Genomic DNA, 22382 nt, shown 5'->3' on the forward strand with positions numbered 1-22382 from the left:
TAAAACAGGACAAAATGTTCCTCTTACCACGTTACTAGTAGCTTGTCAGAGTTTTAGCGAAAATATATATGTAATTCGACTAAAGAAAATAGAATAAAAAAACAACCAGCAAATGTTAAAAATATTAAGGAAAAAATTAAATTTGGAACTAATAATATCTTTATGTATTTCTCTTGACGTAAGGCCCTAATTGAAAAAATAACGCCGATAGTTAGTGGAATGATAAACGCAAAAAATATATAAGTAAGATCACGAATAGTATCTTCTGTGGAAAATCTTCCAGGGACGGGATAAATAAGTTCATACATATAAGCATTATAAATATATAAAGCTATGCAAAATATAATATTTGCTCCAATTGCGATACATGAATTTTTTAACACTTTCATCTGTCTACTCCTTTAAGTAAGTTCTTCCTAATATTACAACAAATAAGAAAATTTCACATCGTAATATTATGTAGAGCACAAATAAAAAAGGGTTCAGTCGAGAGCAAGAAGAGGTACCGCCAGCCAGGGTAGGAACGTATAAAAATAGAGTTGTAGAAAAAGAAAAAGCGGATTCCTTGTGAGAGTAGGGATCCGCTGTTTTCTTGCTACCAATAATAGGACGTTATGTCATACAATGAAGATTATATTAGGAAATTGTGAGGATGGTTACGTTGTTGAACTACCCCCACTTTCACTTCGTTTAGAAGTGGGGGATTCCTAAGTAAAGAGTTCTATCGAACTCTAATTTATTAGGCTATCTCCGCAGTCCTTGCGGTTAGAAGCCTTATCGCTTCATTCTTTAGATTGATACTTGCGTTAATATCTCTATCATGATGTGTACTACAAGAAGGGCAATCCCATTTACGTAGGTTTAGATTTTTAACGTCTTTGTTTTGATATCCACAACAAGAACATAATTGGCTTGAAGCAAATGTTTTCGATACGACAATGACTTGTTTACCGTACCATGTTGCTTTATATTCCAACATGGTTCGAAACTGTGACCATGATACCTCACTAATCGCTTTTGCTAACTTATGATTCTTTAACATATTCGATACTTGCAAATCTTCTATACCGATAACATCGTGGTTTTTGATGATTTCAGTTGAGATTTTGTCCAAGTAATCTTTTCTAGCGTTTGTCATGTATTCATGAATTCTAGCAACCTTTATTCGTTGTTTATTCCAGCGAGAAGATCCTTTCGTTCTTCTAGAAAGAACACGCTGTACTTTGGCTAACTTCTCTTCTAATGATCGAAAAAACTTCGGGTTTTTATAGGTTTTTCCATCTGACAAAATGGCAAAATCTTTTAGTCCTACATCAATTCCAATGTAAGAATGTGTTTTCGGAAGTTCTTGCACTTCTGCTTCTACTAACAATGACGCAAAGTATCTGCCAGAAGGGTTCCGTCTAACCGTAGCATTTAAAATACGTCCATTTACTTCACGACTTTTGGCAAATCGAACAAGACCTAGTTTCGGCAATTTAATTTTGTTCCCTACAACGGCAATGTTTTCATTTGTTTGTTTTGTGGTGTAAGATTGTACATTGTTCTTCTTAGATTTGAAACGCGGAGCACTGTTTTATTTTTTGAAAAAACGTGTATAAGCATCCGCAAGGTTGCGAACAGACGACTGAATAGCAATGCTATCTACTTCTTTTAACCAAACAAACTCTTTCTTCATGGCAGGAAGTTTGGCAGAGCATGTACCATATGTCAAACCGTTTCCTGTTTCTTTGTATGCGTTATCCCATAGAGATAGGAAATGATTGAATACAAAACGAGAACAACCAATCGTTTTATTGATTAGCGTTGCTTGTGCTTTATTTGGATATATACGAAATTTATATGCTTTATTGATAATCATTCGTTTCACCTCCAGTTCGACATGTGTCTATTATACAACAAACATACATTCGATAGGTAGTGAAGTGATAATGACAAATTACCCAGTAACACTTTACATATGTCGAACAATTAAGATGGCTTCATGCCACCCCTTGTCCGAAGCCAATTCATCTCCCACCTACTCACTGGGCTGCGACCCTTCACGTTCCTTGAGGAAGGAGTCTTCTTGGCTAAAATGATAAAATTTGTAATTAGTTATGCTGCAAGTCTGTTTGCTTTTATTTTCGGATGGTTCTTGATTTCATATATTTTTAATCCTAGCTTTATTCACCCGAACGTTTTATTTGGATTTATTAAAACGATCGTCATTTATGGTAGTATACCAGCTCTTATAGCTTGTCTAATCGGGGAAGTCTTATACAGGAAAATCAAACGATGTAGAGAGTTTCAATTTGGAATTCCTGTATTTATAGGACTAGCAGTTATCTATACACTTACACCATTTCTTTTTCTTTTTACTTTTTCTTTTTCACATTTTTTTTATTTCGTTGCACCTGTTATTATGGGGTCCTTAGCTTTTTATTTAGTACGTAGAAACTTCCGTTAACGATAATTATGTAAATGAGCTAGTGGGGGTTCTGGTTAGGGTTTATACCACATAGAGAGAAGCAGGAGTATTTGTTTTGCCTGCTTAAAATAAAAAGATACATTTATCTTTAGATACAAGGATACATAATAAAAAGGGTTCTGGTGCGAAAACTTCAAGATAATTGCAGGTAATCTCTAAATCTTGGACATACTGATACTATTACTCTAAAAAAGGTGCGTGATCAGTATGGAAAAGCGAAATTTATTCAAGTGGAAACATTATCATCATGATATTATTTTGCAAACAGTAAGATGGTACCTACGGTACAACTTGAGCTTTCGTGATTTGGTGGAAATGATGGAGGAACGGGGCTTATTCGTTGCTCATACAACGATTATGCGTTGGGTTCATCAGTATGGCCCTGAATTAGACAAAAGAATCCGTCGTCATCTCAAGCAAACCAATGACTCTTGGAGAGTCGATGAAACATATATCAAAGTGAAAAGTCAATGGATGTACCTGTATCGTGCTGTCGATTCGAAAGGAAATACCATTGATTTTTACCTAAGCAAAGCAAGAAACCACAAGGCTGCAAAGCGATTCTTCAAGAAAGCTTTGCAGTCTTTTCATATTTCTGAGCCTCGTGTCGTGACAGTCGATAAGAATCCAGCTTATCCTATAGCAGTTGAAGAATTGAGAAAAGAAAAAAAGATGCCATTAGGCATCCAACTAAGGCAAGTGAAATATCTCAATAACATAGTGGAACAAGATCATCGATTTATTAAAAAGCGAGTTCGTTCGATGTTAGGAATGAAATCCTTTCGCACAGCTACATCCATTATTTTTGGAATAGAAGCTATGCATATGGTAAAAAAAGGGCAACTTATTTTACTGGACAAGTCTGTCCAAAATCAAGTGAAGTTTATCCATCAACTATTTGGAATTGTTGCTTAAGACTAGATTCCACTAGGAAACTTTTCGCCTCTTTATATCTTTCCTAAGTATTTGCACCAGAACCCTCTAATGAGTGCTTTTATTTATGAAATGATACGAACGAGGAGAGAAACAATGAAACTTACTTTATTTACAATATCTAACGAACAAATTAAAGAACAATTGAGCAAATTACAAACGAAAGTTGAATCTTTAGAAACTGTAAAAGACGTACAGGATAAGATAATTTCGGCTAAAGATAGCCAAATAACATTCTTACAAGGAGAGATTTCTACTTTAATCACTTGTGTTTCTATAGCAGTCGCGATTATTACAGCTCTAGCAACTTTAGCTTACGCCTATATAAAATCTTTAGAAAAGAAAGCGAACAAAAAAATCGAAGAGGCAGAAAGTACATTACGAGTAGCTACAGAACAGCTTGCAGAAATCGCAATTGCAAGGCAACAAACTGAAACTCACTTAACCGAATCAGATTTAAAAACAGAGCAACTAAACTCATTAATCGATAAATCTAACAATATAGCAACCGTTGCTCAAGAAAAAATTGAAGAATTAGAAGAAAAACAAATAATAAATATGAAATTCAACACAATAAAAACATCATTAGACCTAATTAAAGAACGTCACATTGACGATAAAGGATTTTGCCACCCGGATTATATGGATGAATTTAATATTTTCATCAGAAAAATACCATATAAAGATGCTAAGTATCGAGGTCTATTTACTGATATCAGCAACAAAATAATCAAAAACGAAACCATTACAGAAGAGGATATTAGTAGCATCGAATTACTAGAAAAAGACACACACGAATTCGTTAGTGACTACATGATACTCCTTAACAAGTCTGGCGTTTTATAAAATACAAGTAAACGTACAAATCATTAATTTTTATAAAACAAAGATTTGAACTATATTTCTCAATGAACAGTATAACTTAACCTGGTAAAATAATATTTGGACGGGAGTCCAATACATATTATTAAAATTAAAGTGGTTCAAGTCGGAGGAAGGCACCTTAGGGTGTCTTTTTTCGGTAATTATATTAATGTTTTCTTTGTTATTTGTAATGACTTCAAAGAGCTTATGAGGAGCTTGATGGACGTCAGCAAGGGCGCTTTGCTAAGCAGGTATCTTTGTATGTCAAAATGTTACGCGATAACAAAGACATACTATGATATGATTTTAGAAGAAATCATTTCCATTTGCTAGAGGAAAAATTTTACCATTCCTTCCAGTGAGAGCTTTGGCTCTCTTTTTTTTTTTCATTCGACATGATATGACAATATAATAATTAATAATTTGTTATTATCATTTGGAAATCTTACATTTAACAACAAATTATTGCTTTATTTTTAATTTTTTTTGAATGTAAAATATTTCAATGTAACTACATATCATTTGGGAAGAGGGAGAAATTCATGAAAAAACTATTAGCTTCAGCAACAGCGGTCACATTATTAACAGTGGGGTACAGTTCTTCTGCATTTGCAGCAAAAAGTCCTAATGATACAAAAAACTGTGAACATTTTAAAAGCCAACAAGATGCTCAAGCATTCTGGGATCAAAACGGATATGGTGTTGGAAATGATCCACATCGTTTAGACAATGATAAAGATGGCATTCCATGTGAAGATTATAAGTATCCAACAAGCACAAATACTACAACAGAAAATAAAGAAACTACTAAACCTCAAGAACAAACTAAACAAGAAAATACTAAGCAGGAAAACACGAAGCAAGAACCTGCTAAACAAGAAAACACTAAGCAAGAGAATTCAAAACATAATAACCAGACAACAAATACTAAGCCTCAAACAACTGCAAAAGAAACAAAGAAAAATACTAATACAGTTGTGAAAAAAGAAACTAAAAAACAAGGTGAAAAATTACCTAATACAGCATCAAACGGTGTTACAATGATGTTAGCAAGCTTAGGTTTAGCATTAGCTGGATCTGTATTAATGTTCCGTCGTAAAAAGACAAACGCATAAAATAGTTCCTTAAAACGGCAGGAGAAATCCTGTCGTTTTCAAATGGAGTGATAAAAATGAATAAAAAACAATGGATAGGCTTATTTTTAATTGTTATTGGACTTACTATCTTTTCCTATTATTTTCTAGAATGGTATGGTGCTAGACAATCAGCAGAGTCACTAACGACTAACGAAGCGAAGCACTATGAGACCTCCACACCTTCTAAAGAAAATGAAACAACAAACATCAATCAAATAGAGACAAAGACTGAGACTTCATTACAACCTGAAGAACCTGTACAAATTCCCACTTCAAAGGTAAACCATCAATTAGGAGATAAAGTAGCATATTTAATTATCCCTAAAATACAAAAGAAATACTCTGTATATTGGGGAGCTGATGATAAAGTACTAAAAAAGGGTGTAGGTATGTTTGTTAGTGACTTAACTACTACACCATCTGGAAACGGACATACAGTTTTAAGTGGGCATAGAGATACTGTCTTTACCGAGCTTGGCCAACTAAAGGAAAACGACCAACTTATTGTGGAATATGAAAATAAAACATATACATATAGAATTAACAAGCATTGGATAACAGATTCAGAAGATCGAACAGTTATTGTAGAAAAAAGCGAACCAACATTAACATTAACAACTTGTTATCCTTTTAATTATATAGGAGACGCTCCAGATCGATACATAATTGAGGCATCTCTACTCTCCATTCATTGAAAGTGAGGGCCTCGGCTCTCTTTTTTTATTTTCATTCGACAAAATGTGACGAACTAGTTGTAACTGGATTTGTTATGATGGGTTGAGAAATCTTACATTTTAAAGGGGATATTATATGGCTAATCCAAAGTACACTAAAATCGATGAGCGGTTTGGTGTTATCGAATACCCGGTTACACTTGCAGAAATGGTTGAAATATCAAAGGAATTTCCAAAAACGGAACGTAACTACTATCAGTATGCTTTCGATGCTTTAAAGAAGGTTATGAAAGCTAAAGAAGCGATTCACTACTTTGAAGTTGCTAATCCTAAACTAACAAAAACTGGTTTCATTGTTGTGGGGGGACATAACTTATACCTGGTAATGATGAAAGGCGGCTTATTTGGCGGCGCTGAAGCTGAGGTAGTGAAGTATAAAGATATCAAAGAGGTTGATTTCGATATTGCACAAGGTCTATTCGGGATTTCTCTTATGAATACAGGGATTATTTATCTTAAAGTAAAGAAAATGTTAGGAACAAAGAAACGTACAATCAGTAACATTCCAGATTACAATGTCGATGGAGTATTAAAAGCGATTCGTAATAAATTGAAATAAACATCAGCACTCTAATGAGTGCTTTTATGTTTTATAGAAAGGGATAATTGAAAATTATGAAGCCATACTTAGAAGTATTAAGTAAAAGCATCCAGTTTGGAGACGAAACGCTCAAAAACCTAGAAAGAAAAAAAGAATTACCAATCGAGCATAAAGTAATTATTGCTCTTTATAGAAAATTACTTGAACAAGTTGACGGTAATTATATTTTAGCGGATCACGAACTCGAAGGACCAGCTAGAGTCTTATTGAGATCAGCTATGGAGACTTTCTTATCTTTAATATATATCCTTCAAGAAAAAAGAAGAATTCAAGACAGAGCTTTCTCTTATTATGTTGGTTTTTTAAAAGCAGAATTAAAAATTGCTAATAATCCTCTAACTACAGACAATCCAAATGGATTTAAGAATGAAGAAGATTCCAAACTGGATATAAAAGAAATTGAATCTATATTAAATAAAAGACAGTTTAAAAAAGTGTTGAATGAATGGGAGCTTACTAACAAAAAAACTAGATACGAACCTAAATGGTATTCATTATTCAATGGACCTACATCAGTTAACCAACTTGTTAATAAAATTGCAGATAAAGATACGAATCTTCTTTATGGGATTTTATCTATGGAAGCTCATGGATATCAAGCATTAAGCGCTGTAAAACACAGAGACTTAACAAACGAAGATTTTGCACTTCAACCTATACGCAATAACATAACTGATGAAACTGTTAAACTCACAAGAGTATTACTTACAAGCATAACGATGAGAATAATTAGTCTTATAGCACCTGAATATGAGCTTGATTTAATCAAATTCGCAAAAGAAATAGGAATACTATCTAAAACCCATCCTTTTGTTATACCTAAAATTTAAAAATATATGTTTGGTTCAAGTCGGAGGAAGGCACCTTAGGGTGTCTTTTTTTACGGCAATACATCAATATTTTCTTTTTTACAATTGGTAAGAAATTTTACATTTTGTAACGACATCAAAGAGCTTATGAGGAGCTTGATGGACGTCAGCAAGGTCGTTTTGCTAAGCAAGTTTCTTTGTACGTGAAGATGCTGCAAAACAACAAAAATATTCTATGATGAAAATGTCATGTTGTGCTTCTATTGTTTTCATCATAAAAGAAATTATTTCCAATTTCTATTCGACAAATTACGACAAACTAGTTGTAACTGTTTCTGTTATGATAGTTTCGGAAATCTTACATATCAGACAGATGGAGGAAACAAACATGAAGAAACCGTTCTACAAAAAATGGTGGTTCTGGCTTATCGTTGTTATCGTAGTAATTGGGGCTGCGGGTAATAGTGATAAAGATAAAGAAGAAGCTAAAACAACTTCTACTGAATCAAAACAAGAGGCTAAACAAGAAACGAAGAAAGATGAGCCTAAGAAGGAAGAACCTAAAAAAGAAGAGCCTAAAAAGGAACTTTCTAAAGAAGGTGAGTCTTCTAAAGTTAAAATCGCTGTAGGATCTGTTGAATCAGTAGATTCTGTTGGTGGCGAATATTTAAAAGAAAAAGCACAAGGCGTGTTTAAAATAGTTGAAATTACTATTACAAACAATCAAAAAGATGCTATCACTGTTGATGCTAACAGCTTCAAATTAGTTGATAATAAAGATCGTGAGTTTACGTACTCTATACAAGCTCAAACTGCTTTCGATGTAGGTAACGGTAGCAGCTCTGATTTCTTCTTAAAACAACTTAATCCTGGTTTATCTCAAACAGGCAAAGTCATCTTTGATGTTCCTGCTGACGCACAAGGCTTAGTTTTAAAAGCTCGCGGCGGTATGATGGGTAAAGAAATTAAATTAAAAGTTGAGTAAACTTTAAGGAGTAATGAAATGAAAAGAACAACTGAATTTGTATTAGGACTTATTGGTGGTATTTTTGGTATTATTAGTGCTTTTATCGCTTTAATGATCGGCGGCATGGGAGCAGCGTTTGAAGCTGAAGGTGCAGACAGCATCATTGGTTTAGGTTGGGGAGCTGTTGCTCTATCAATCTTAGGAATTGTCGGCTGCGTAGTAGTTAAAAAGAATGCTAAAGTTGGCGGTATCATGATGACAGTTGCTGCTATTGGTGGATTCATCTGTATCTCTATTGTTTACTTATTACCAGGAGTATTATTATTGATCGGCGGATTAATGGGCATCTTCCGTAAAGGAAAAGCTTCTGTATCTGCTTAAAAGTGAGCACTCGAAAGAGTGCTTTTATTTTGTAGATTGCATCCAGGAAAAACAACAAGAATTGAGGACAACTATGAAAAGAATCATTTTAACTATTATCACGGCAATGTTAGTTTTAGCAGGTTGTGGTGGACCAGAACATACCACTGAGAATTTAGACAGTATTGTTTTCGAAATACCGAAGGATAAAGAGATTAAAAAGCATCTAATATCCGCAACATATAAAGAAGTAGAAAAATCAGATCAAAATGATGAAAATCCATATTATTATTATGATATCGTAGTTTACCTTAACGATTCATTTGATAACTTACAACCTAAAGAACAATATGAATACTTAGTATCCATAGGTAAAATCATCAAGAAACAAAGCGGAACACCGCAAGGTAAAGATGGTGAGGGAGAGTTATACTGTGGAAAAGGCGTTAAATGTGAATTGTTAAATGTTGTATTAAAAACAGAGAAACACGAATACTACGCAAATTATGATCTACCTGGCTTAATTGGAGAGTGGCTTCACTTAGATGATAAAGACAAAAGTGTTGCTGAAAATAATATCATTTACGATGCAAGTGCTAAAGATGGAAAATATATCAAACCTGTCAAACCTGATACAATTAATAAACCTGAAAGTAGCAATCCATCACCTTCAACTAGTACTTCCTCATCAGCTAATGAAGAAGTAGAAAAGATTAGAATTGCAACCGGTAGGGATTGGGTTAAGTTGTCTTTTGATGATAAGTTCATATATGTTCAAACTGTGATTGAATCCATGAAATCTTCAGGTAGATCAGTAACGGCCGATGCATATTGGTTTATTGATGCATTAAACGCCTACTATGGAGGCGGAGAAGAAGCCACCATATCAGATAAAATAATTGATATTATGGCAATGTCCGGAGTTGCTGGTGATGTAATCAAGTAAATGAGAAATATAGATTTGAACCATATTTCTTAATGAACAACATAACTTAACATGGTAAAATAATATTTGGATGGGAGTCCAATACACATTTTTAAAATTGAAGTGGTTCAAGTCGGAGGAAGGCACCTTAGGGTGTCTTTTCTTTATTTTCAAAAGGACCTGCTCAATTAATGCGTAAAACCATAAAGTAAAATGAATCCGTTAAAATACATGAGTGACCTCTTGTTTTATCCTCTTATCTAAAGGAGGAACAATTATGGGCTTTGGTGGTAGTTGCGGCGGAGGCTGCGGTTTTGCTGGAGGATTTGCTTTATTAGTTGTATTATTTATTTTATTAATCATTGTTGGAGCTTCTTGCTTCTGCTAAAAAACTATCGGAAAAGACACTCTTATAAGAGTGTCTTTTCTTTATGGGGTATTGACGGCAAAACGCGGATTTTATACGCTAAGAATATGCAGGATTTCATGCAGGCTACGAGAACGGTTTGAACTGCCAAATGCTGTTGTGACAGGAATGTATGAAATCTTGCATACAGAAAGGGACCGGAAAGCTAGAAAACTCTTGGTATGAATAGATTTCGGGGATTGGGTTACTACTGATAATAGGACGTTATGTCAACCAGATATGTATAGAATATACAACCAAAATTAAACAACATATCAATTCTTTTAAATGGTAAAATAGGGAAAAAGGAGGTTCTAAATAATGCCTTTAGGAACCACTATTTCTTACATCATTATTGCAATAATCATCGGTGCACTGTTTGGCGGGATTATACGTATAATTCGGCATACCAGCAATCGCAAAAAGCAAGATCCAGTTGAGCAAAAGTTAGATAGAGTTATTCAACTGTTAGAAAAACAAAACAAAGATTGACCCTCCCTCCAAACAGGAGGGGTTTGCTGTTGAGATGAAAAAAGGAGAGGAACATAAATGGAGTTGTATCGCAGTAAAATTAGAGAACTACTTGAATTCAATAATTTAAGGGAGCATTTCTATAAAGAGAAAGAAGAAACCATTCAAGAAGTTGAAGAGAGACTGAACGTAAAGCTTCCGGGCAGTTACCGATGGTTTCTAAAGGAATATGGCGGAGGAGGAAATGGTGTATATGTGAACGGCTGCAACGATATTTTGTATTACCATGACAGATTTAAGTCCTTCAACATTCCGAAAGGATATATTATTATTGAGCATTGCGATGAGTATTCCTATTGTTTAGATACGGAAAAAATGATGAACAATGAATGTCCTATTGTAAACTGGAGTGCCCATGAAAAAGGTATCTATCCAGAAGCAGACAACTTTTACGAACACTTATTAGAGGGAATTGAAAATGCAATTGAAAATGAGTGGTGGGAAGAATAATATATAACAAACCACAACACAACTCCTTTCAAAAGATACAAGCAGAATTACTTCCGCCCTCGGTGATTATGTGAACTTCACATCAGATTGGTATTTAATAAAAGAAATTTTATAAGTTGATTGAACATCTAAAAGGAGTATGGGGTATTTTGAGAAAAACTAAACTGAGAAACTATGTGAAATTATTTATTCTCTACTTAATTATAATTTCAATATATTTCCTATTGTTTGATTACAGTAAAGTGTATATTAAGACAAAAATAAATAACGAATTTTTATATCAATTATATTTATTAATAGGACGTATTAGTATGGGTTTGGGAATATATTTTATTCCAGATAAGCTAGGTATTAAGATTAAATTCAGATTTAAATTTCTTATAGCAGTTATCGCAATGATAACTACTATAATTTTTCTTGATATAGTTGGTTTAATGGAATAACTTTGATAACTTCATATAACTAATATTAATCAACTCCCAATAACGGAAGTTATGGTAACTAAATATTACAAGTGTATTTACTTTGAATTTTTATGAAAGGAGATAAAACAGTGTATTTATTAAGAAGGTTGATAGCAGCTATATTGTCAGCATTAATTATATCTACTTCATTCGAAATACTTGATTTTGTTTTCGCTAAGCCGTATCAATTTTCATTTCTAGATATATTTATGATAGCCATAATCTACATTAGTCCTATATTTATATTATTTGGAATTCCAGTTTCATTATTGATTGATTGGTTTACAAAAAAGGTCTTAAGTAAACTGAATTCTCCTAAAAAAATTCATTTAGTTCAACTATTTATTTATGCGATATTTGGCGTAATTTCATTAGGTATATTGTTTTCATTTGTTTTTATGGTACCTGGCTTAGTATGGAATGCTCTTTTTGGAATAATACCAGCTGTTTTATATTTCTTTGTATTATCGTCTTTAAAGAAAAGAGATAAATCAACATCCTGAATGTATACTTTTGTTGTTGATTTTGAGATTATTAAGGGATTCGAGATAAGGTTAATAATTATGGGAAAATGAATGTAAACTAATATTTAAAAGTTTACTTTCAAAAATCGAAAAAAGAGTCCTAGAAATATAGAACTCTTTTTTCGATTTTTGATGATATTATTTTAATTAAATATATAGGATGATTTAGAAATACGATTTAAAATTGGAAGGGCGTATAAAATATGAAAAAAAAATTAACTAAAATTACAATGATAAGCGGTATTATTGTAATAATTTAACTAAATGGTATTTAGTTCAATTAGTTACACCATTTTTCATGCCGTTTGTTAGTATCGCAATTTATGGGTCATTTTTTATAATATTTATTATAGGAATTATAAACTTTATAAAATGTAAAAACTGGAAACCTTTAGTTATACAATTAATCATAATTATTATTTGTATATATGTGCCTTTTGTAAAAATATATATGAAACTAGATTTTATAATTTATAAAGAAGATCGTAAACAAGTAATAGAACTTATAGAACAAAAAAAGTTAATTCCAAATGTTGAGTATAACAATAAAATGATTCATTTACCTAAACAATTTGTATCAACTTCTAAAAATGGTGGGGATATATTGGTTCAAGAAAAAGAAAATAGTACTTTAATTTTCTTCTATACTTATCGTGGTATATTAGATAATTTTTCAGGTTTTATATATTCGCTTAATGATATAAAACCAATTAAGTCGGATTTTAATAGTGATTTTAAAGAAATCATAAAGGTAGAAAAGAATTGGTATTATGTTACATCATATTAAAAAATAAAATTTGATTTGAAGCCTTTGTATTCTTCGTTGGAGCTATTTATTCGTTTAAATTATATAGAAAATAATTTACTTACAAAAAAAAATAAAAACAGTAGTGATTTTATGCACTACTGTTTTTTTATTGCCTCTTTCATATTTATAATAAATAAAAAGCACTTTTTAATGTTTTAAAAGTGGTTTTAACTTGATGTTGATGTGACGGAACCTCAAGTATGTTGTGGGTTTGAAATAAAGTTTGGTAATTTATAAAAAAGTCTGATCGTTTATAATAAATTAGAACTAACAAAAAAAACTCTGTAAAAATCATTTTACAGAGTTTTTCGCTAATTATTTATTGTTTTATATAACAAATTGTTATTTGTTCGTCTATATGGAAGATTTGTAATGTTTTACCATCTAAGTTTTTAACCTCATATGATGAATAAATCGGTCTTTCTAGCTTCACTTCTTGACCATTTTGAGTTCCTTTTTCTACTACTAACGTTAACTGATGGGAAGCAACGTCTGCATCGTATGTTCCTGTTAAGTAATTATCTTTGTTTGGATAAGAACCATTTGCATATGTTTCAAATGTTTTATCAGCTTTTAGGACTAACGTAGTTTTTACTCCGTTTCCGTAATCAATACCCCAATTACCTATAAGTTCTGTACCATCTTTATAGTTGTTCTGTACATTTTTAAACTTAGCGGAACTCTCATCAGGTGTATCAATCTGCCCTTTGAATATACCAGTTTTAGCTTGGCTACTGTATGTCTGCACTTCATTACCACTAGCTAGACTTGGTGATTTAGAAGGACTAGAAGAATTTGAAGAACTGCTTGTAGAACTAGTTGAACCACCTTTTGCTTCTGCACTTAGCTTATCAAATACTGGTTTCCAAATACGTTTTGCTTCACTTAACTTCTCGTTTGCTTTCGCTAAAATTTCTTTATCATTATCCATAGCATAGTCTTTCGTTTTAAATGCTTTTGATATCTCTGCAAAAGTCTCTCTTAACTTTCCAACGGCTTTTACGATTTCTTTATGGTCTTCCTTATACTTAGCAGGTGCATCTATATGTTCAATCTTATCGAATACTTTATCTAAGTCTTTGATAGCATCTTGAACCTCTACTTTTGATTTACTTCCTTTATGATAATCTCTTACAGAAGAATCATAGTAATCAAAGCGTTTTAACATATCTTGTTCAATGTCTAGCATAAGTTGTGGATAATCTTCTGCTAAAACTCGAACCATTTGAACATCTTTACTTTCTTCTTTCGAGTTAGTTGATTTTTCCTTTGTTTCAGATGATTTACTTTCTGACTTAGCTGAACTTGTTCCTTCTGTCTTAGTTTCCTTACTTTCTTGTTTACCAGATTCAGCATTTGTTTTTTCTTTGTCTCCAAATAAACTAGTTACACTACAAGCTGACATAGAAACTACTAATCCAGATGCTAGTAAAATTTTACCTGTACTTTTTTTAAAATTCTTCATATGATTTTCCAATTCTCCCTCTCAAAACATAAAATAGATGCGCTTTAGCCCCTTTAAAACTAAAAAACATACCACTTCTATATTTATCCTAAAATACCTTTCTATGCATAACATTTTACAGGTAATTACAGATATGGTCAAAATTAATTCTAAATTAACAATGTTTATAAAAAAGATGCGATGCTTTATTCCAAAGCAACATATGTAGAAATTTAAAAAAGTCCCTTAATAATGTTAAAGGGACTTTGCTCACATAAATGATCTGCACATCAATTTATTTTTGATATACAGATCATTTATGTGATAATTTTATAAATAATTGCGGAATAATGAACTTACATTACTGCTTTTAAAAGTTCTTGTACAAATGGAATGATTCCACCTACAAATTTTAAAACTGCCATTGCGATTGCCATATGATTTCCTCCTCTTTTTTCGTATTAAGGTATGATAATTTTTATAAATAATTGTGTAATAATGAATTTACATTACTGCTTTTAGAAGTTCTGTTACTAATGGAAGTACTCCACCTAAGAATGATAAAACTGCCATTGCGATTGTCATATTATTTCCTCCTCTGTTGTTGATGCTAAGATGTGATTTATCTTTATGCTTTTATTATAGTAAGCGCTTACATTTTTATCAATACATTCTTATATGCAATATTGCATATTTATATATTTAGACAAAAATTAGACCTCTATTAGTCATTCCTTAATGGTATCATAGCGAGGTGAGAGTCTTTAAGGGTTCTCCTTAATAGGAGGAAACGGATATGGAAAGAGTGCAAGCGATTATTGATAGTAATCTGAAAATCAAGAGCTGGGTTAAACAGGTACTAGCTATAGGCGGAATGTTAGGGTTCTGCTACTTGGTATTATATGTTTTATGTTTCTTATTTGCTATGTAAATTCTATATAACTATACTAGTGGAGTCTTGCCTACAGAGGTAAGGCTCTTTTGTTGTATCTGAGGTGAATTTTTTGGAGGTACTCCAAAATATTGGGTTGATGGGCATGTGGTTCTACTTCTATCACTGAAAGTAAACTAATATTCAAAAGTTTACTTTCATAAATGATAACAACAATCTAATTATTTAAGGTTAATTTAAGGTTATTTTCATAGATATTTCTAATTTACATATTATAATTACAATATTAAGTTGTGTTTATGGAGGATGTTATAGGGTGAACTACAAAAAAGGTATTATGATAGGTCTATTATGTGTATTTGTTTTTTCATTAGGTGGTTGTGATTTTGCGGATGGATTTAAAAGTGGATTCAGTTCTAAAACTGAGAAAGTAGAAAATCAGGAGAAATAATAAAATTTTTATAGATGTTTTGAAGCCAAAAGATGACTTATTTGATGTCATCTTTTGGCTTTTTTCTAGTGAAATTGAAAGTAAAATTCTATGTAAAAGTTTACATTCGAGAAAATTAAAAAAGAGTCCTATGTTTATGGGATTCTTTTTTTAGTTTCTGATAATATTGTATCAATTGAATATAGAGGGTAATCAAAAACGATATGATATGGATAGTTATAACAATATGAAAGGACGCGACATGTATCAATGGCGTGTTTATAATGGTTGGGCAACTAACAACTTAAGTATGATTAATAATCTTAGAGAAGATATAAGAAGTGGTTTATTAAAACATATTAGTTATTCTTATTCGCCAGAAGGATCACTATTTTGGACTAATCAACATTAAAAATAAAAAAGGTACTCTAATGAGTGCCTTTTTTATTCAGGTACAATATCCTTCTCTTTACGGAAAATACCCATTAATCCACTAATCAATAACAGGATAGCGGGTAAAATATAAAAGAATGAAATGCAAATTAATCCACCAATCGCAGAAATCGCTAACATAGTGCCACCGATTTTTGCTTTAGTCTTTACCAGAATAGATCCACAGATTCCTAAAATAGATAGAATAACAGCTCCCCATCCTAAAGCGGTAATGGTGTTCGCTCCATCAGAATCTAAAGCAGAACTTAGACCGCCTATAAATAGTGCAATCAGAGCACATAAAATACCCAAAATACCACCAATAAGTCCTAATACAAATTCAGTTGTTCTTTTCATTTTAATACTCCTTAAAGTTTATTCTACTTTTAATTTAATTTCTTTACCCGTTATACCGTCACGAGCTTTTAGGGGTACTGCCGCATGCCCATCAACTTAAGAAAAGTAAACACCCCCAAAACAAAAAAATGAGCTGGCTTCTCAAAATAACTAACTGTAGAGAAAGAAAATTTTCATTTAGGGGGTACTTCAAAACCTTAGCTTGATAGCGATGTGGCGGTACCCCAATTAAATAAATTCAAAATCTAGCTTTATTTTTTACTGCCTTCCTCGTAAATATAAATTGCATTCCCTCCTTGTATTAAAACAACGACTCTATCATTCTTTTTATATTTAATCATCGCGCCTTCTTCTTCCTGTGTTTTCCATCCAGCTAACCAAATTCCTACCTTATAATCAATGGATAATCCGTTTGAAAAACATGATCCTTTGTATTCATAGTCCTTATGTTCTTTCTGTTGTACATATTCCGCACGAGCAGGTACTGGGAATCCCTGTATCTTTGATTCAATTGTTCGATTATAGAAAATTATAAATCCGATTGTAACTACTACTGCTATCGTAAATAATAATTTCCATCTCATCGTATTTCACCCTCCTTTATTTTCCTCTTTTTTAAATAAATAGAAAAATAACCCTTTCCTTCCATCGTTATTAATTATATCATATGTTTGTGTTATAAGAATATTTAGAAGGTAGGGGATTTTCATGAAATTAAACAAAGTATTAGTTGGTGCCGCATTATCACTTGGTTTGATATTTAGTCAAATGTCAGTTACAAGTGCTGAGGAAAAAAAAGCAGATGATTATACTTTAGGTGAAATTGAAAGCGTTTTATTTGATTATTTTAGAGAACACAATCTTTCGTTCAAAGTAAATAGCGAAGAATTTCAGGCCTATCTGTTTAATCAATTAATGTACCATAAAGATAAAGAATTGGAAAAACACCTTCAATATGATCAAATTTTAGGATATGCTGCTGAGTATTTACATGAAAAATCCTTATATGCAGCTTCTACTGCGGATACGTCAAAAACTCAGTCTTTAACGGCTAAGTCTAACCCGAAAGAATTTAGCATGAAACCTGTGGCACAGAAAACAATTGGACAAATTAAAGAAGAAGTTCAAACAGAAGAAGCAGCAGCAAAAATAGAACAAGTAAACCGAGCTCCGAAAATGGCTGCAGCACGTTCAGGATATAGTGGAAGCGCAGCTGCTAGTTACGCAGTGAAATGGGCAAAGGGCAGAAACCCTAACTTTGGCGATTATAGCGGTGGTATTTTTGGCGGTGGCGGAGATTGCACAAATTTCGTTTCACAAGCTGTAAATGCTGGTGGTAAAGGTATGAATAAATTAAACAACATTTCATTCTCAACTGCTGATTTATTACCAGGTAATACATATTGGTACAGTGTAGTTGTGCCAAATGCAACTGGAAATCGTTCGGTATTTAAAGCTTCTCATACTTGGACTGTGGTTGAAAACTTCTATAATTACTGGTCTTCTAGAGTACCAACTTATGAGACTTATAGCCCTAAAGCATTAGAAGGTAATGCTAATGTTGGGGACGTTATTCAATATCGCAATGATGAAACTGGCCGTAAATGGCACAGTTTAATGGTTACACATAAATCACCAGGTAGTTTCCAAATTAGTCAGCATAGTGGCGACAGAAAAAATGATGAAATTGGATATATTTTAGACAGTGATCCTAAAGTAAAAAAATCTAAACTGCTTATTCTACAATTTACGCGATCATAATGTGTAAACAATAGCTATTGCAATAGTCAATTAAACCTCATTATTTAAAAAAGATGCTATTTCTCCCAAGAGGAGTGGCATCTTTTTTGTTCTGGTGCAAAAATAAATTATTTAATAGGGGTAAGGAAACATGCCCATCAACTTAAAAATCTTCACTACCTCCAAGTGTAAAAAAACGTTATTCTTTCTAAACAAGCTGATTGAGAAAGGATGACGTTTTTTATGAATCTCTCGATTCAAGATGAATTACAACTATTTGCTGAAGAGCTTCATCAACATTTAACACCTTCTATTTTGGAAGAACTCGCGAGAGAATTGGGTTTTGTGAAAAGAAAACGAAAGTTTTCAGGGAATGAATTAGCTACAATTTGTATTTGGGTGAGTCAACGGATAGCGAGCGATTCTCTCGTTCGATTATGTAGCCAATTACATGCAGCCACAGGAATCCTCATGAGTCCTGAAGGACTCAATAAGCGCTTTAATAAAAAAGCTGTTAAGTTTTTAAAACATATTTTTTCTGCATTATGGCAAAGTAAAGTTTGCGAAACATCAGTAATTTCAAGCTCATCATTAACCCATTTTCAACGAATTCGTATTTTAGATGCAACGATTTTCCAAGTGCCGAAACATTTAGCTAGCGTGTATCCTGGATCGGGTGGTTGTGCCCAAACAGCCGGTATAAAGATTCAATTAGAATATGATTTACATAGTGGACAGTTTTTAAATTTTCAAGTTGAACCAGGGAAAAATAATGATAAGACCTTTGGAACAGAATGTTTAACGACTTTGCGGCCAGGGGATCTCTGTATTCGAGATTTAGGCTATTATTCACTGGAAGATTTAGATCAAATGGACCAACGTGGTGTGTATTATATATCACGGCTTAAATTAAACAATATGGTATATATCAAAAATGAGTTTCCTGAATACTTTCGAAATGGGACAGTTAAAAAACAGTCTCAACACATCAAAGTCGATTTAGAACACATTATGAATACCTTACAACCAGGGCAAGTTTATGAAATGAAAAATGCTTACATTGGAAGGGATAAAAAATTATTCACACGAGTTATCATCTATCGTTTAACCGAAAAACAACTTCATGAACGTAGAAAAAAGCAAGTGTATACCGAGAGTAAGAAGGGAATTACGTATTCTGAAAAGAGCAAACGATTAACTGGAATTAACATATATATTACCAATACACCTTGGGAAATTGTTCCGATGGAACAAGTACATGATTATTATACGCTCCGTTGGCAAATTGAGATTATCTTTAAAACTTGGAAATCATTATTTCAAATCCACCATTGGCACGATATCAAACAAGAACGATTAGAATGCCATGTTTATGGAAAATTGATTGCCATTTTTCTTTGTTCCTCTACAATGTTTAAAATGCGGCAACTAATTCTACAAAAAAAACAAAAAGAATTGAGTGAATATAAAGCGATTGGAATGATCCAAGATCATTTATACATTTTGTATCAAGCTATACGAGAAAACACCCAAAGAATAACAAAGATCCTAGTTCGCCTGTTTACCCTACTACAGAAAAACGGGCGGAAATCTCATCGATATGAGAAGAAAACAGTCTTTGATATTCTGGGTATTGTCTATGAGTATAATCGATTGGAAAAACAAAAGAAAGCAGCATAATTTTTGAAACTATACCTACCAAGGTTTATTTGGCATACTCATTTTTAAGGACAAAAAGTATTTTAAGAGTTTTTTAGTTCATTTGAACGAAAGTTTATTTTGTTTCCATCCTTAAGTTGATGGGCATGGGGTACTGCCGTCATTTCGCGGATTTTATACGTTAATACAAATATTGTGAATAAGTATAACCAAAAACTTTCGTTTTCGGTTAATATCTACCTTAGCGTAAAGAATTCATGATTCTGTTTTCCAATAAATATTATAACATATAGTTTTTGCGTTTTGTCGACGAGACCTCATTGAGAAATATGATTCAAATCTATATTTTTTATTTCACAACTTTATCCATAACCTCTTTGTACTTATTAAACTCTTCATCTTTCATATCACCATTCATCTGTACAAGGAAATTACCTTTAGCGTATGTATGTGAGAATAGCATTGGAGCTGAGTTGCTTAATTCATCGTAGTATTTCTTAGCTTTCTCTAAATCTTCTTTCTTACTAAATTCAAACACACGGCCACCTTTATCATCACCTAACTTAGGTGTAAGGATACGTTTTCCATCTCTACGCATGTTACCGGGTTCTGGTGCAAAAACTTCAGGACAATTGCAATATATCTATAAATCTTGGACATACTGATATACTAATCTAAAGAAGGTGCGTGATTGGTATGGAACAGGAAAATGTATTCAAATGGAAGCATTATCAGCCTGATATTATTTTATTAATGGTAAGATGGTACCTACGGTACAACCTTAGTTTTCGTGATTTAGTGGAAATGATGGAGGAACGGGGCTTATCCCTTTCTCATACAACGATTATGCGTTGGGTTCATCAGTACGGTCCTGAATTGGACAAACGAATCCGACGTCACCTTAAACAAACAAGTGACTCCTGGAGAGTCGATGAAACATATATCAAAGTAAAATGTCAATGGATGTACCTGTATCGTGCTGTTGATTCGAAAGGAAATACAATCGATTTTCACCTGAGCAAAACAAGAGACGAGAAGGCTGCAAAACACTTTTTCAAGAAGGCCTTGCAGTCTTTTCATGTTTCAAAACCTCGTGTTATAACAGTCGATAAAAATCCAGCTTATCCTATAGCAATTGAACAGTTGGAAAAAGAAAAAAGCATACCTGGTCGTATGCGACTTAGACAACAAAAGTACTTGAATAACATAGTAGAACAAGATCATCGCTTTATAAAGAAGCGAATTCGTTCTATGCTAGGGTTCAAATGTTTTGACACAGCTGCATCCATTCTTTCTGGAGTAGAAGCCATGCATATGATAAAAAAAGAAAAGGCTGATTTACGGGACCAGTCTGTCCAAAATCAGAAAGAATTCATCCATCAATTGTTTGGACTTGCAGCATAAGATACGATTCCGTTAGGAATCTATGCGCTTTATTATCTTTTTGCACCAGAACCCGATGAGGATGAAAATGATTTTGGCTTTTTTATAGGTATTATTCTTATATTTATAGGGATATTTATTGGAATTGAAGGAATTTCTTTATTTATAACTATATTGGGAATGCTGATGATGGTATTATATAGTGATGTAAAAAAAGCAATCATTAATGAATTTAAAATAAAAAGAAGACCGAACTAGATTGTTTTTCTAGTTTGATCTTCTTTTTATTTTATGTAAACAAATATTCAAAAGTTTACTTTCGGTAATAACAAAAAAGACCCTTAATAATGCTAAAGGGACTTCGCTCACACAAATGATCTGCACATCAATTCACTTTTGATATACAGATCATTTGTATGATAATTTTTATAAATAATTGCGGAATAATGAACTTACATTACTGCTTTTAAAAGTTCTTGTACAAATGGAATGATTCCACCTACAAATTTTAAAACTGCCATTGCGATTGTCATATTATTTCCTCCTCTGTTGTTGATGCTAAGATGTGATTTATCTTTATGCTTTTATTATAGTAAGCGCTTACATTTTTATCAATACATTCTTATATGCAATATTGCATATTTATATATTTAGACAAAAATTAGACCTCTATTAGTCATTCCTTAATGGTATCATAGCGAGGTGAGAGTCTTTAAGGGTTCTCCTTAATAGGAGGAAACGGATATGGAAAGAGTGCAAGCGATTATTGATAGTAATCTGAAAATCAAGAGCTGGGTTAAACAGGTACTAGCTATAGGCGGAATGTTAGGGTTCTGCTACTTGGTATTATATGTTTTATGTTTCTTACTTACTATGTAAATACTATATAACTACACTAGTGGAGTCTTGCCTACAGAGGTAAGGCTCTTTTGTTGTATCTGAGGTGAATTTTTTTGGAGGTACTCCAAAATATTGGGTTGATGGGTATGTGGTTCTACTTCTATCAATGAAAGTAAACAAATATTCAAAAGTTTACTTTCATTTTTCTTGAAAATATTTTTTG

The 22382-nt window shown here is 32.6% G+C and carries 26 protein-coding genes and 5 pseudogenes; 25 read left to right on the plus strand and 6 right to left on the minus strand.

Annotation, left to right across the window (positions count from 1 at the left end; all coding sequences use genetic code 11):
• Positions 1-53: 53 nt before the first annotated feature.
• Together MHI07_RS28800 and tnpB are read right to left on the minus strand one after the other, a co-directional pair.
• A complete protein-coding gene (locus tag MHI07_RS28800; protein ID WP_048517098.1) occupies positions 54-389 on the minus strand; it encodes a hypothetical protein in 336 nt (111 codons plus the stop codon).
• A 350-nt stretch (positions 390-739) separates the two neighbouring features.
• Positions 740-1861: pseudogene (gene tnpB, locus MHI07_RS28805) on the minus strand (IS200/IS605 family element RNA-guided endonuclease TnpB).
• 216 nt (positions 1862-2077) lie between these two features.
• Between tnpB and MHI07_RS28810 the strand changes: the two are divergent.
• The 18 genes and pseudogenes from MHI07_RS28810 (at position 2078) to MHI07_RS28895 (ending at position 12961) form a co-directional block, all read left to right on the plus strand.
• Positions 2078-2449 (plus strand): hypothetical protein, encoded by a 372-nt coding sequence (locus MHI07_RS28810; RefSeq protein WP_340827294.1) that lies wholly within the window; start codon positions 2078-2080, stop codon positions 2447-2449.
• A 228-nt stretch (positions 2450-2677) separates the two neighbouring features.
• Positions 2678-3385: an IS6 family transposase gene (locus MHI07_RS28815; RefSeq protein ID WP_340827269.1), complete on the plus strand. Its 708-nt coding sequence runs from the start codon at positions 2678-2680 to the stop codon at positions 3383-3385.
• Positions 3386-3499: 114 nt separating this feature from the next.
• Positions 3500-4249, plus strand: coding sequence for a hypothetical protein (locus MHI07_RS28820; RefSeq protein WP_215582391.1), 750 nt, complete (start codon positions 3500-3502; stop codon positions 4247-4249).
• Between the two features lie 212 nt (positions 4250-4461).
• A pseudogene (locus MHI07_RS28825) lies at positions 4462-4566 on the plus strand (XRE family transcriptional regulator); the annotation flags it as partial.
• Positions 4567-4809: 243 nt separating this feature from the next.
• Positions 4810-5382, plus strand: a complete 573-nt coding sequence (locus MHI07_RS28830) for an excalibur calcium-binding domain-containing protein (protein ID WP_340827270.1) — start codon at positions 4810-4812, stop codon at positions 5380-5382.
• Positions 5383-5438: 56 nt separating this feature from the next.
• Positions 5439-6098, plus strand: coding sequence for a class D sortase (locus MHI07_RS28835; protein ID WP_215582389.1), 660 nt, complete (start codon positions 5439-5441; stop codon positions 6096-6098).
• Positions 6099-6213: 115 nt separating this feature from the next.
• Positions 6214-6696 carry a PH domain-containing protein gene (locus tag MHI07_RS28840; RefSeq protein ID WP_071747752.1) on the plus strand — a complete coding sequence of 161 codons (483 nt, stop codon included), beginning with the start codon at positions 6214-6216 and terminating at the stop codon, positions 6694-6696.
• Positions 6697-6752: 56 nt separating this feature from the next.
• Positions 6753-7568, plus strand: coding sequence for a DUF5677 domain-containing protein (locus MHI07_RS28845; RefSeq protein ID WP_340827271.1), 816 nt, complete (start codon positions 6753-6755; stop codon positions 7566-7568).
• Between the two features lie 116 nt (positions 7569-7684).
• Positions 7685-7786: pseudogene (locus MHI07_RS28850) on the plus strand (XRE family transcriptional regulator); the annotation flags it as partial.
• Between the two features lie 149 nt (positions 7787-7935).
• Complete coding sequence (locus tag MHI07_RS28855; RefSeq protein ID WP_340827295.1) at positions 7936-8532, plus strand: DUF4352 domain-containing protein; 597 nt, start codon at positions 7936-7938, stop codon at positions 8530-8532.
• Between the two features lie 18 nt (positions 8533-8550).
• Positions 8551-8895 carry a DUF4064 domain-containing protein gene (locus MHI07_RS28860; RefSeq protein ID WP_340827272.1) on the plus strand — a complete coding sequence of 115 codons (345 nt, stop codon included), beginning with the start codon at positions 8551-8553 and terminating at the stop codon, positions 8893-8895.
• 73 nt (positions 8896-8968) lie between these two features.
• Positions 8969-9820, plus strand: coding sequence for a hypothetical protein (locus MHI07_RS28865; RefSeq protein WP_289357765.1), 852 nt, complete (start codon positions 8969-8971; stop codon positions 9818-9820).
• Between the two features lie 256 nt (positions 9821-10076).
• Positions 10077-10187: a YjcZ family sporulation protein gene (locus tag MHI07_RS28870; protein WP_000505681.1), complete on the plus strand. Its 111-nt coding sequence runs from the start codon at positions 10077-10079 to the stop codon at positions 10185-10187.
• A gap of 339 nt (positions 10188-10526) precedes the next feature.
• Positions 10527-10697: a DUF4083 family protein gene (locus MHI07_RS28875; RefSeq protein WP_098786684.1), complete on the plus strand. Its 171-nt coding sequence runs from the start codon at positions 10527-10529 to the stop codon at positions 10695-10697.
• 57 nt (positions 10698-10754) lie between these two features.
• On the plus strand, positions 10755-11186 hold the full coding sequence (locus MHI07_RS28880; RefSeq protein ID WP_002193665.1) for an SMI1/KNR4 family protein: 432 nt from the start codon (positions 10755-10757) through the stop codon (positions 11184-11186).
• Between the two features lie 149 nt (positions 11187-11335).
• Positions 11336-11629, plus strand: a complete 294-nt coding sequence (locus MHI07_RS28885) for a hypothetical protein (RefSeq protein ID WP_001232687.1) — start codon at positions 11336-11338, stop codon at positions 11627-11629.
• 110 nt (positions 11630-11739) lie between these two features.
• Positions 11740-12153, plus strand: coding sequence for a hypothetical protein (locus tag MHI07_RS28890; protein WP_340827274.1), 414 nt, complete (start codon positions 11740-11742; stop codon positions 12151-12153).
• Between the two features lie 224 nt (positions 12154-12377).
• A pseudogene (locus MHI07_RS28895) lies at positions 12378-12961 on the plus strand (hypothetical protein).
• Positions 12962-13301: 340 nt separating this feature from the next.
• On the opposite strand, the gene MHI07_RS28905 reads toward MHI07_RS28895, so the two are convergent.
• Positions 13302-14459, minus strand: a complete 1158-nt coding sequence (locus tag MHI07_RS28905) for a DUF3994 domain-containing protein (protein WP_340827275.1) — start codon at positions 14457-14459, stop codon at positions 13302-13304.
• A 763-nt stretch (positions 14460-15222) separates the two neighbouring features.
• Here MHI07_RS28905 and MHI07_RS28910 point away from each other — a divergent pair.
• From MHI07_RS28910 to MHI07_RS28920, 3 genes are all read left to right on the plus strand, one after another.
• Positions 15223-15357: a hypothetical protein gene (locus tag MHI07_RS28910; protein ID WP_016127965.1), complete on the plus strand. Its 135-nt coding sequence runs from the start codon at positions 15223-15225 to the stop codon at positions 15355-15357.
• 277 nt (positions 15358-15634) lie between these two features.
• Positions 15635-15769 (plus strand): hypothetical protein, encoded by a 135-nt coding sequence (locus MHI07_RS28915; protein ID WP_003209856.1) that lies wholly within the window; start codon positions 15635-15637, stop codon positions 15767-15769.
• Between the two features lie 208 nt (positions 15770-15977).
• Entirely contained in the window at positions 15978-16160 is a 183-nt protein-coding gene (locus MHI07_RS28920; RefSeq protein ID WP_340827276.1) for a hypothetical protein, read from the plus strand.
• A gap of 32 nt (positions 16161-16192) precedes the next feature.
• On the opposite strand, the gene MHI07_RS28925 is transcribed toward MHI07_RS28920, so the two are convergent.
• Together MHI07_RS28925 and MHI07_RS28930 are read right to left on the minus strand one after the other, a co-directional pair.
• Positions 16193-16537 carry a DUF4064 domain-containing protein gene (locus MHI07_RS28925; protein ID WP_215582314.1) on the minus strand — a complete coding sequence of 115 codons (345 nt, stop codon included), beginning with the start codon at positions 16535-16537 and terminating at the stop codon, positions 16193-16195.
• Between the two features lie 251 nt (positions 16538-16788).
• The gene (locus MHI07_RS28930; RefSeq protein ID WP_199676463.1) at positions 16789-17121 is read right to left on the minus strand and encodes a hypothetical protein; all 333 of its coding nucleotides are present in this window, start codon (positions 17119-17121) and stop codon (positions 16789-16791) included.
• A 124-nt stretch (positions 17122-17245) separates the two neighbouring features.
• Between MHI07_RS28930 and MHI07_RS28935 the strand changes: the two genes are divergently transcribed.
• Complete coding sequence (locus MHI07_RS28935) at positions 17246-18298, plus strand: amidase domain-containing protein (RefSeq protein ID WP_340827278.1); 1053 nt, start codon at positions 17246-17248, stop codon at positions 18296-18298.
• Positions 18299-18520: 222 nt separating this feature from the next.
• On the plus strand, positions 18521-19957 hold the full coding sequence (locus MHI07_RS28940) for an IS4 family transposase (RefSeq protein WP_340824914.1): 1437 nt from the start codon (positions 18521-18523) through the stop codon (positions 19955-19957).
• Between the two features lie 328 nt (positions 19958-20285).
• Here the strand turns inward: MHI07_RS28940 and MHI07_RS28945 are convergent.
• Positions 20286-20546: pseudogene (locus MHI07_RS28945) on the minus strand (stress protein); the annotation flags it as partial.
• A gap of 86 nt (positions 20547-20632) precedes the next feature.
• On the opposite strand from MHI07_RS28945, the gene MHI07_RS28950 reads away from it, so the two are divergent.
• Positions 20633-21340, plus strand: coding sequence for an IS6 family transposase (locus tag MHI07_RS28950; protein WP_340827280.1), 708 nt, complete (start codon positions 20633-20635; stop codon positions 21338-21340).
• Between the two features lie 723 nt (positions 21341-22063).
• Positions 22064-22198, plus strand: a complete 135-nt coding sequence (locus tag MHI07_RS28955) for a hypothetical protein (protein WP_286675247.1) — start codon at positions 22064-22066, stop codon at positions 22196-22198.
• Positions 22199-22382: the final 184 nt, after the last annotated feature.

Origin of the sequence: Bacillus sp. FSL H8-0545 (assembly GCF_038006105.1) — a bacterium.
Classification (GTDB): Bacteria; Bacillota; Bacilli; order Bacillales; family Bacillaceae_G; genus Bacillus_A; species Bacillus_A cereus_U.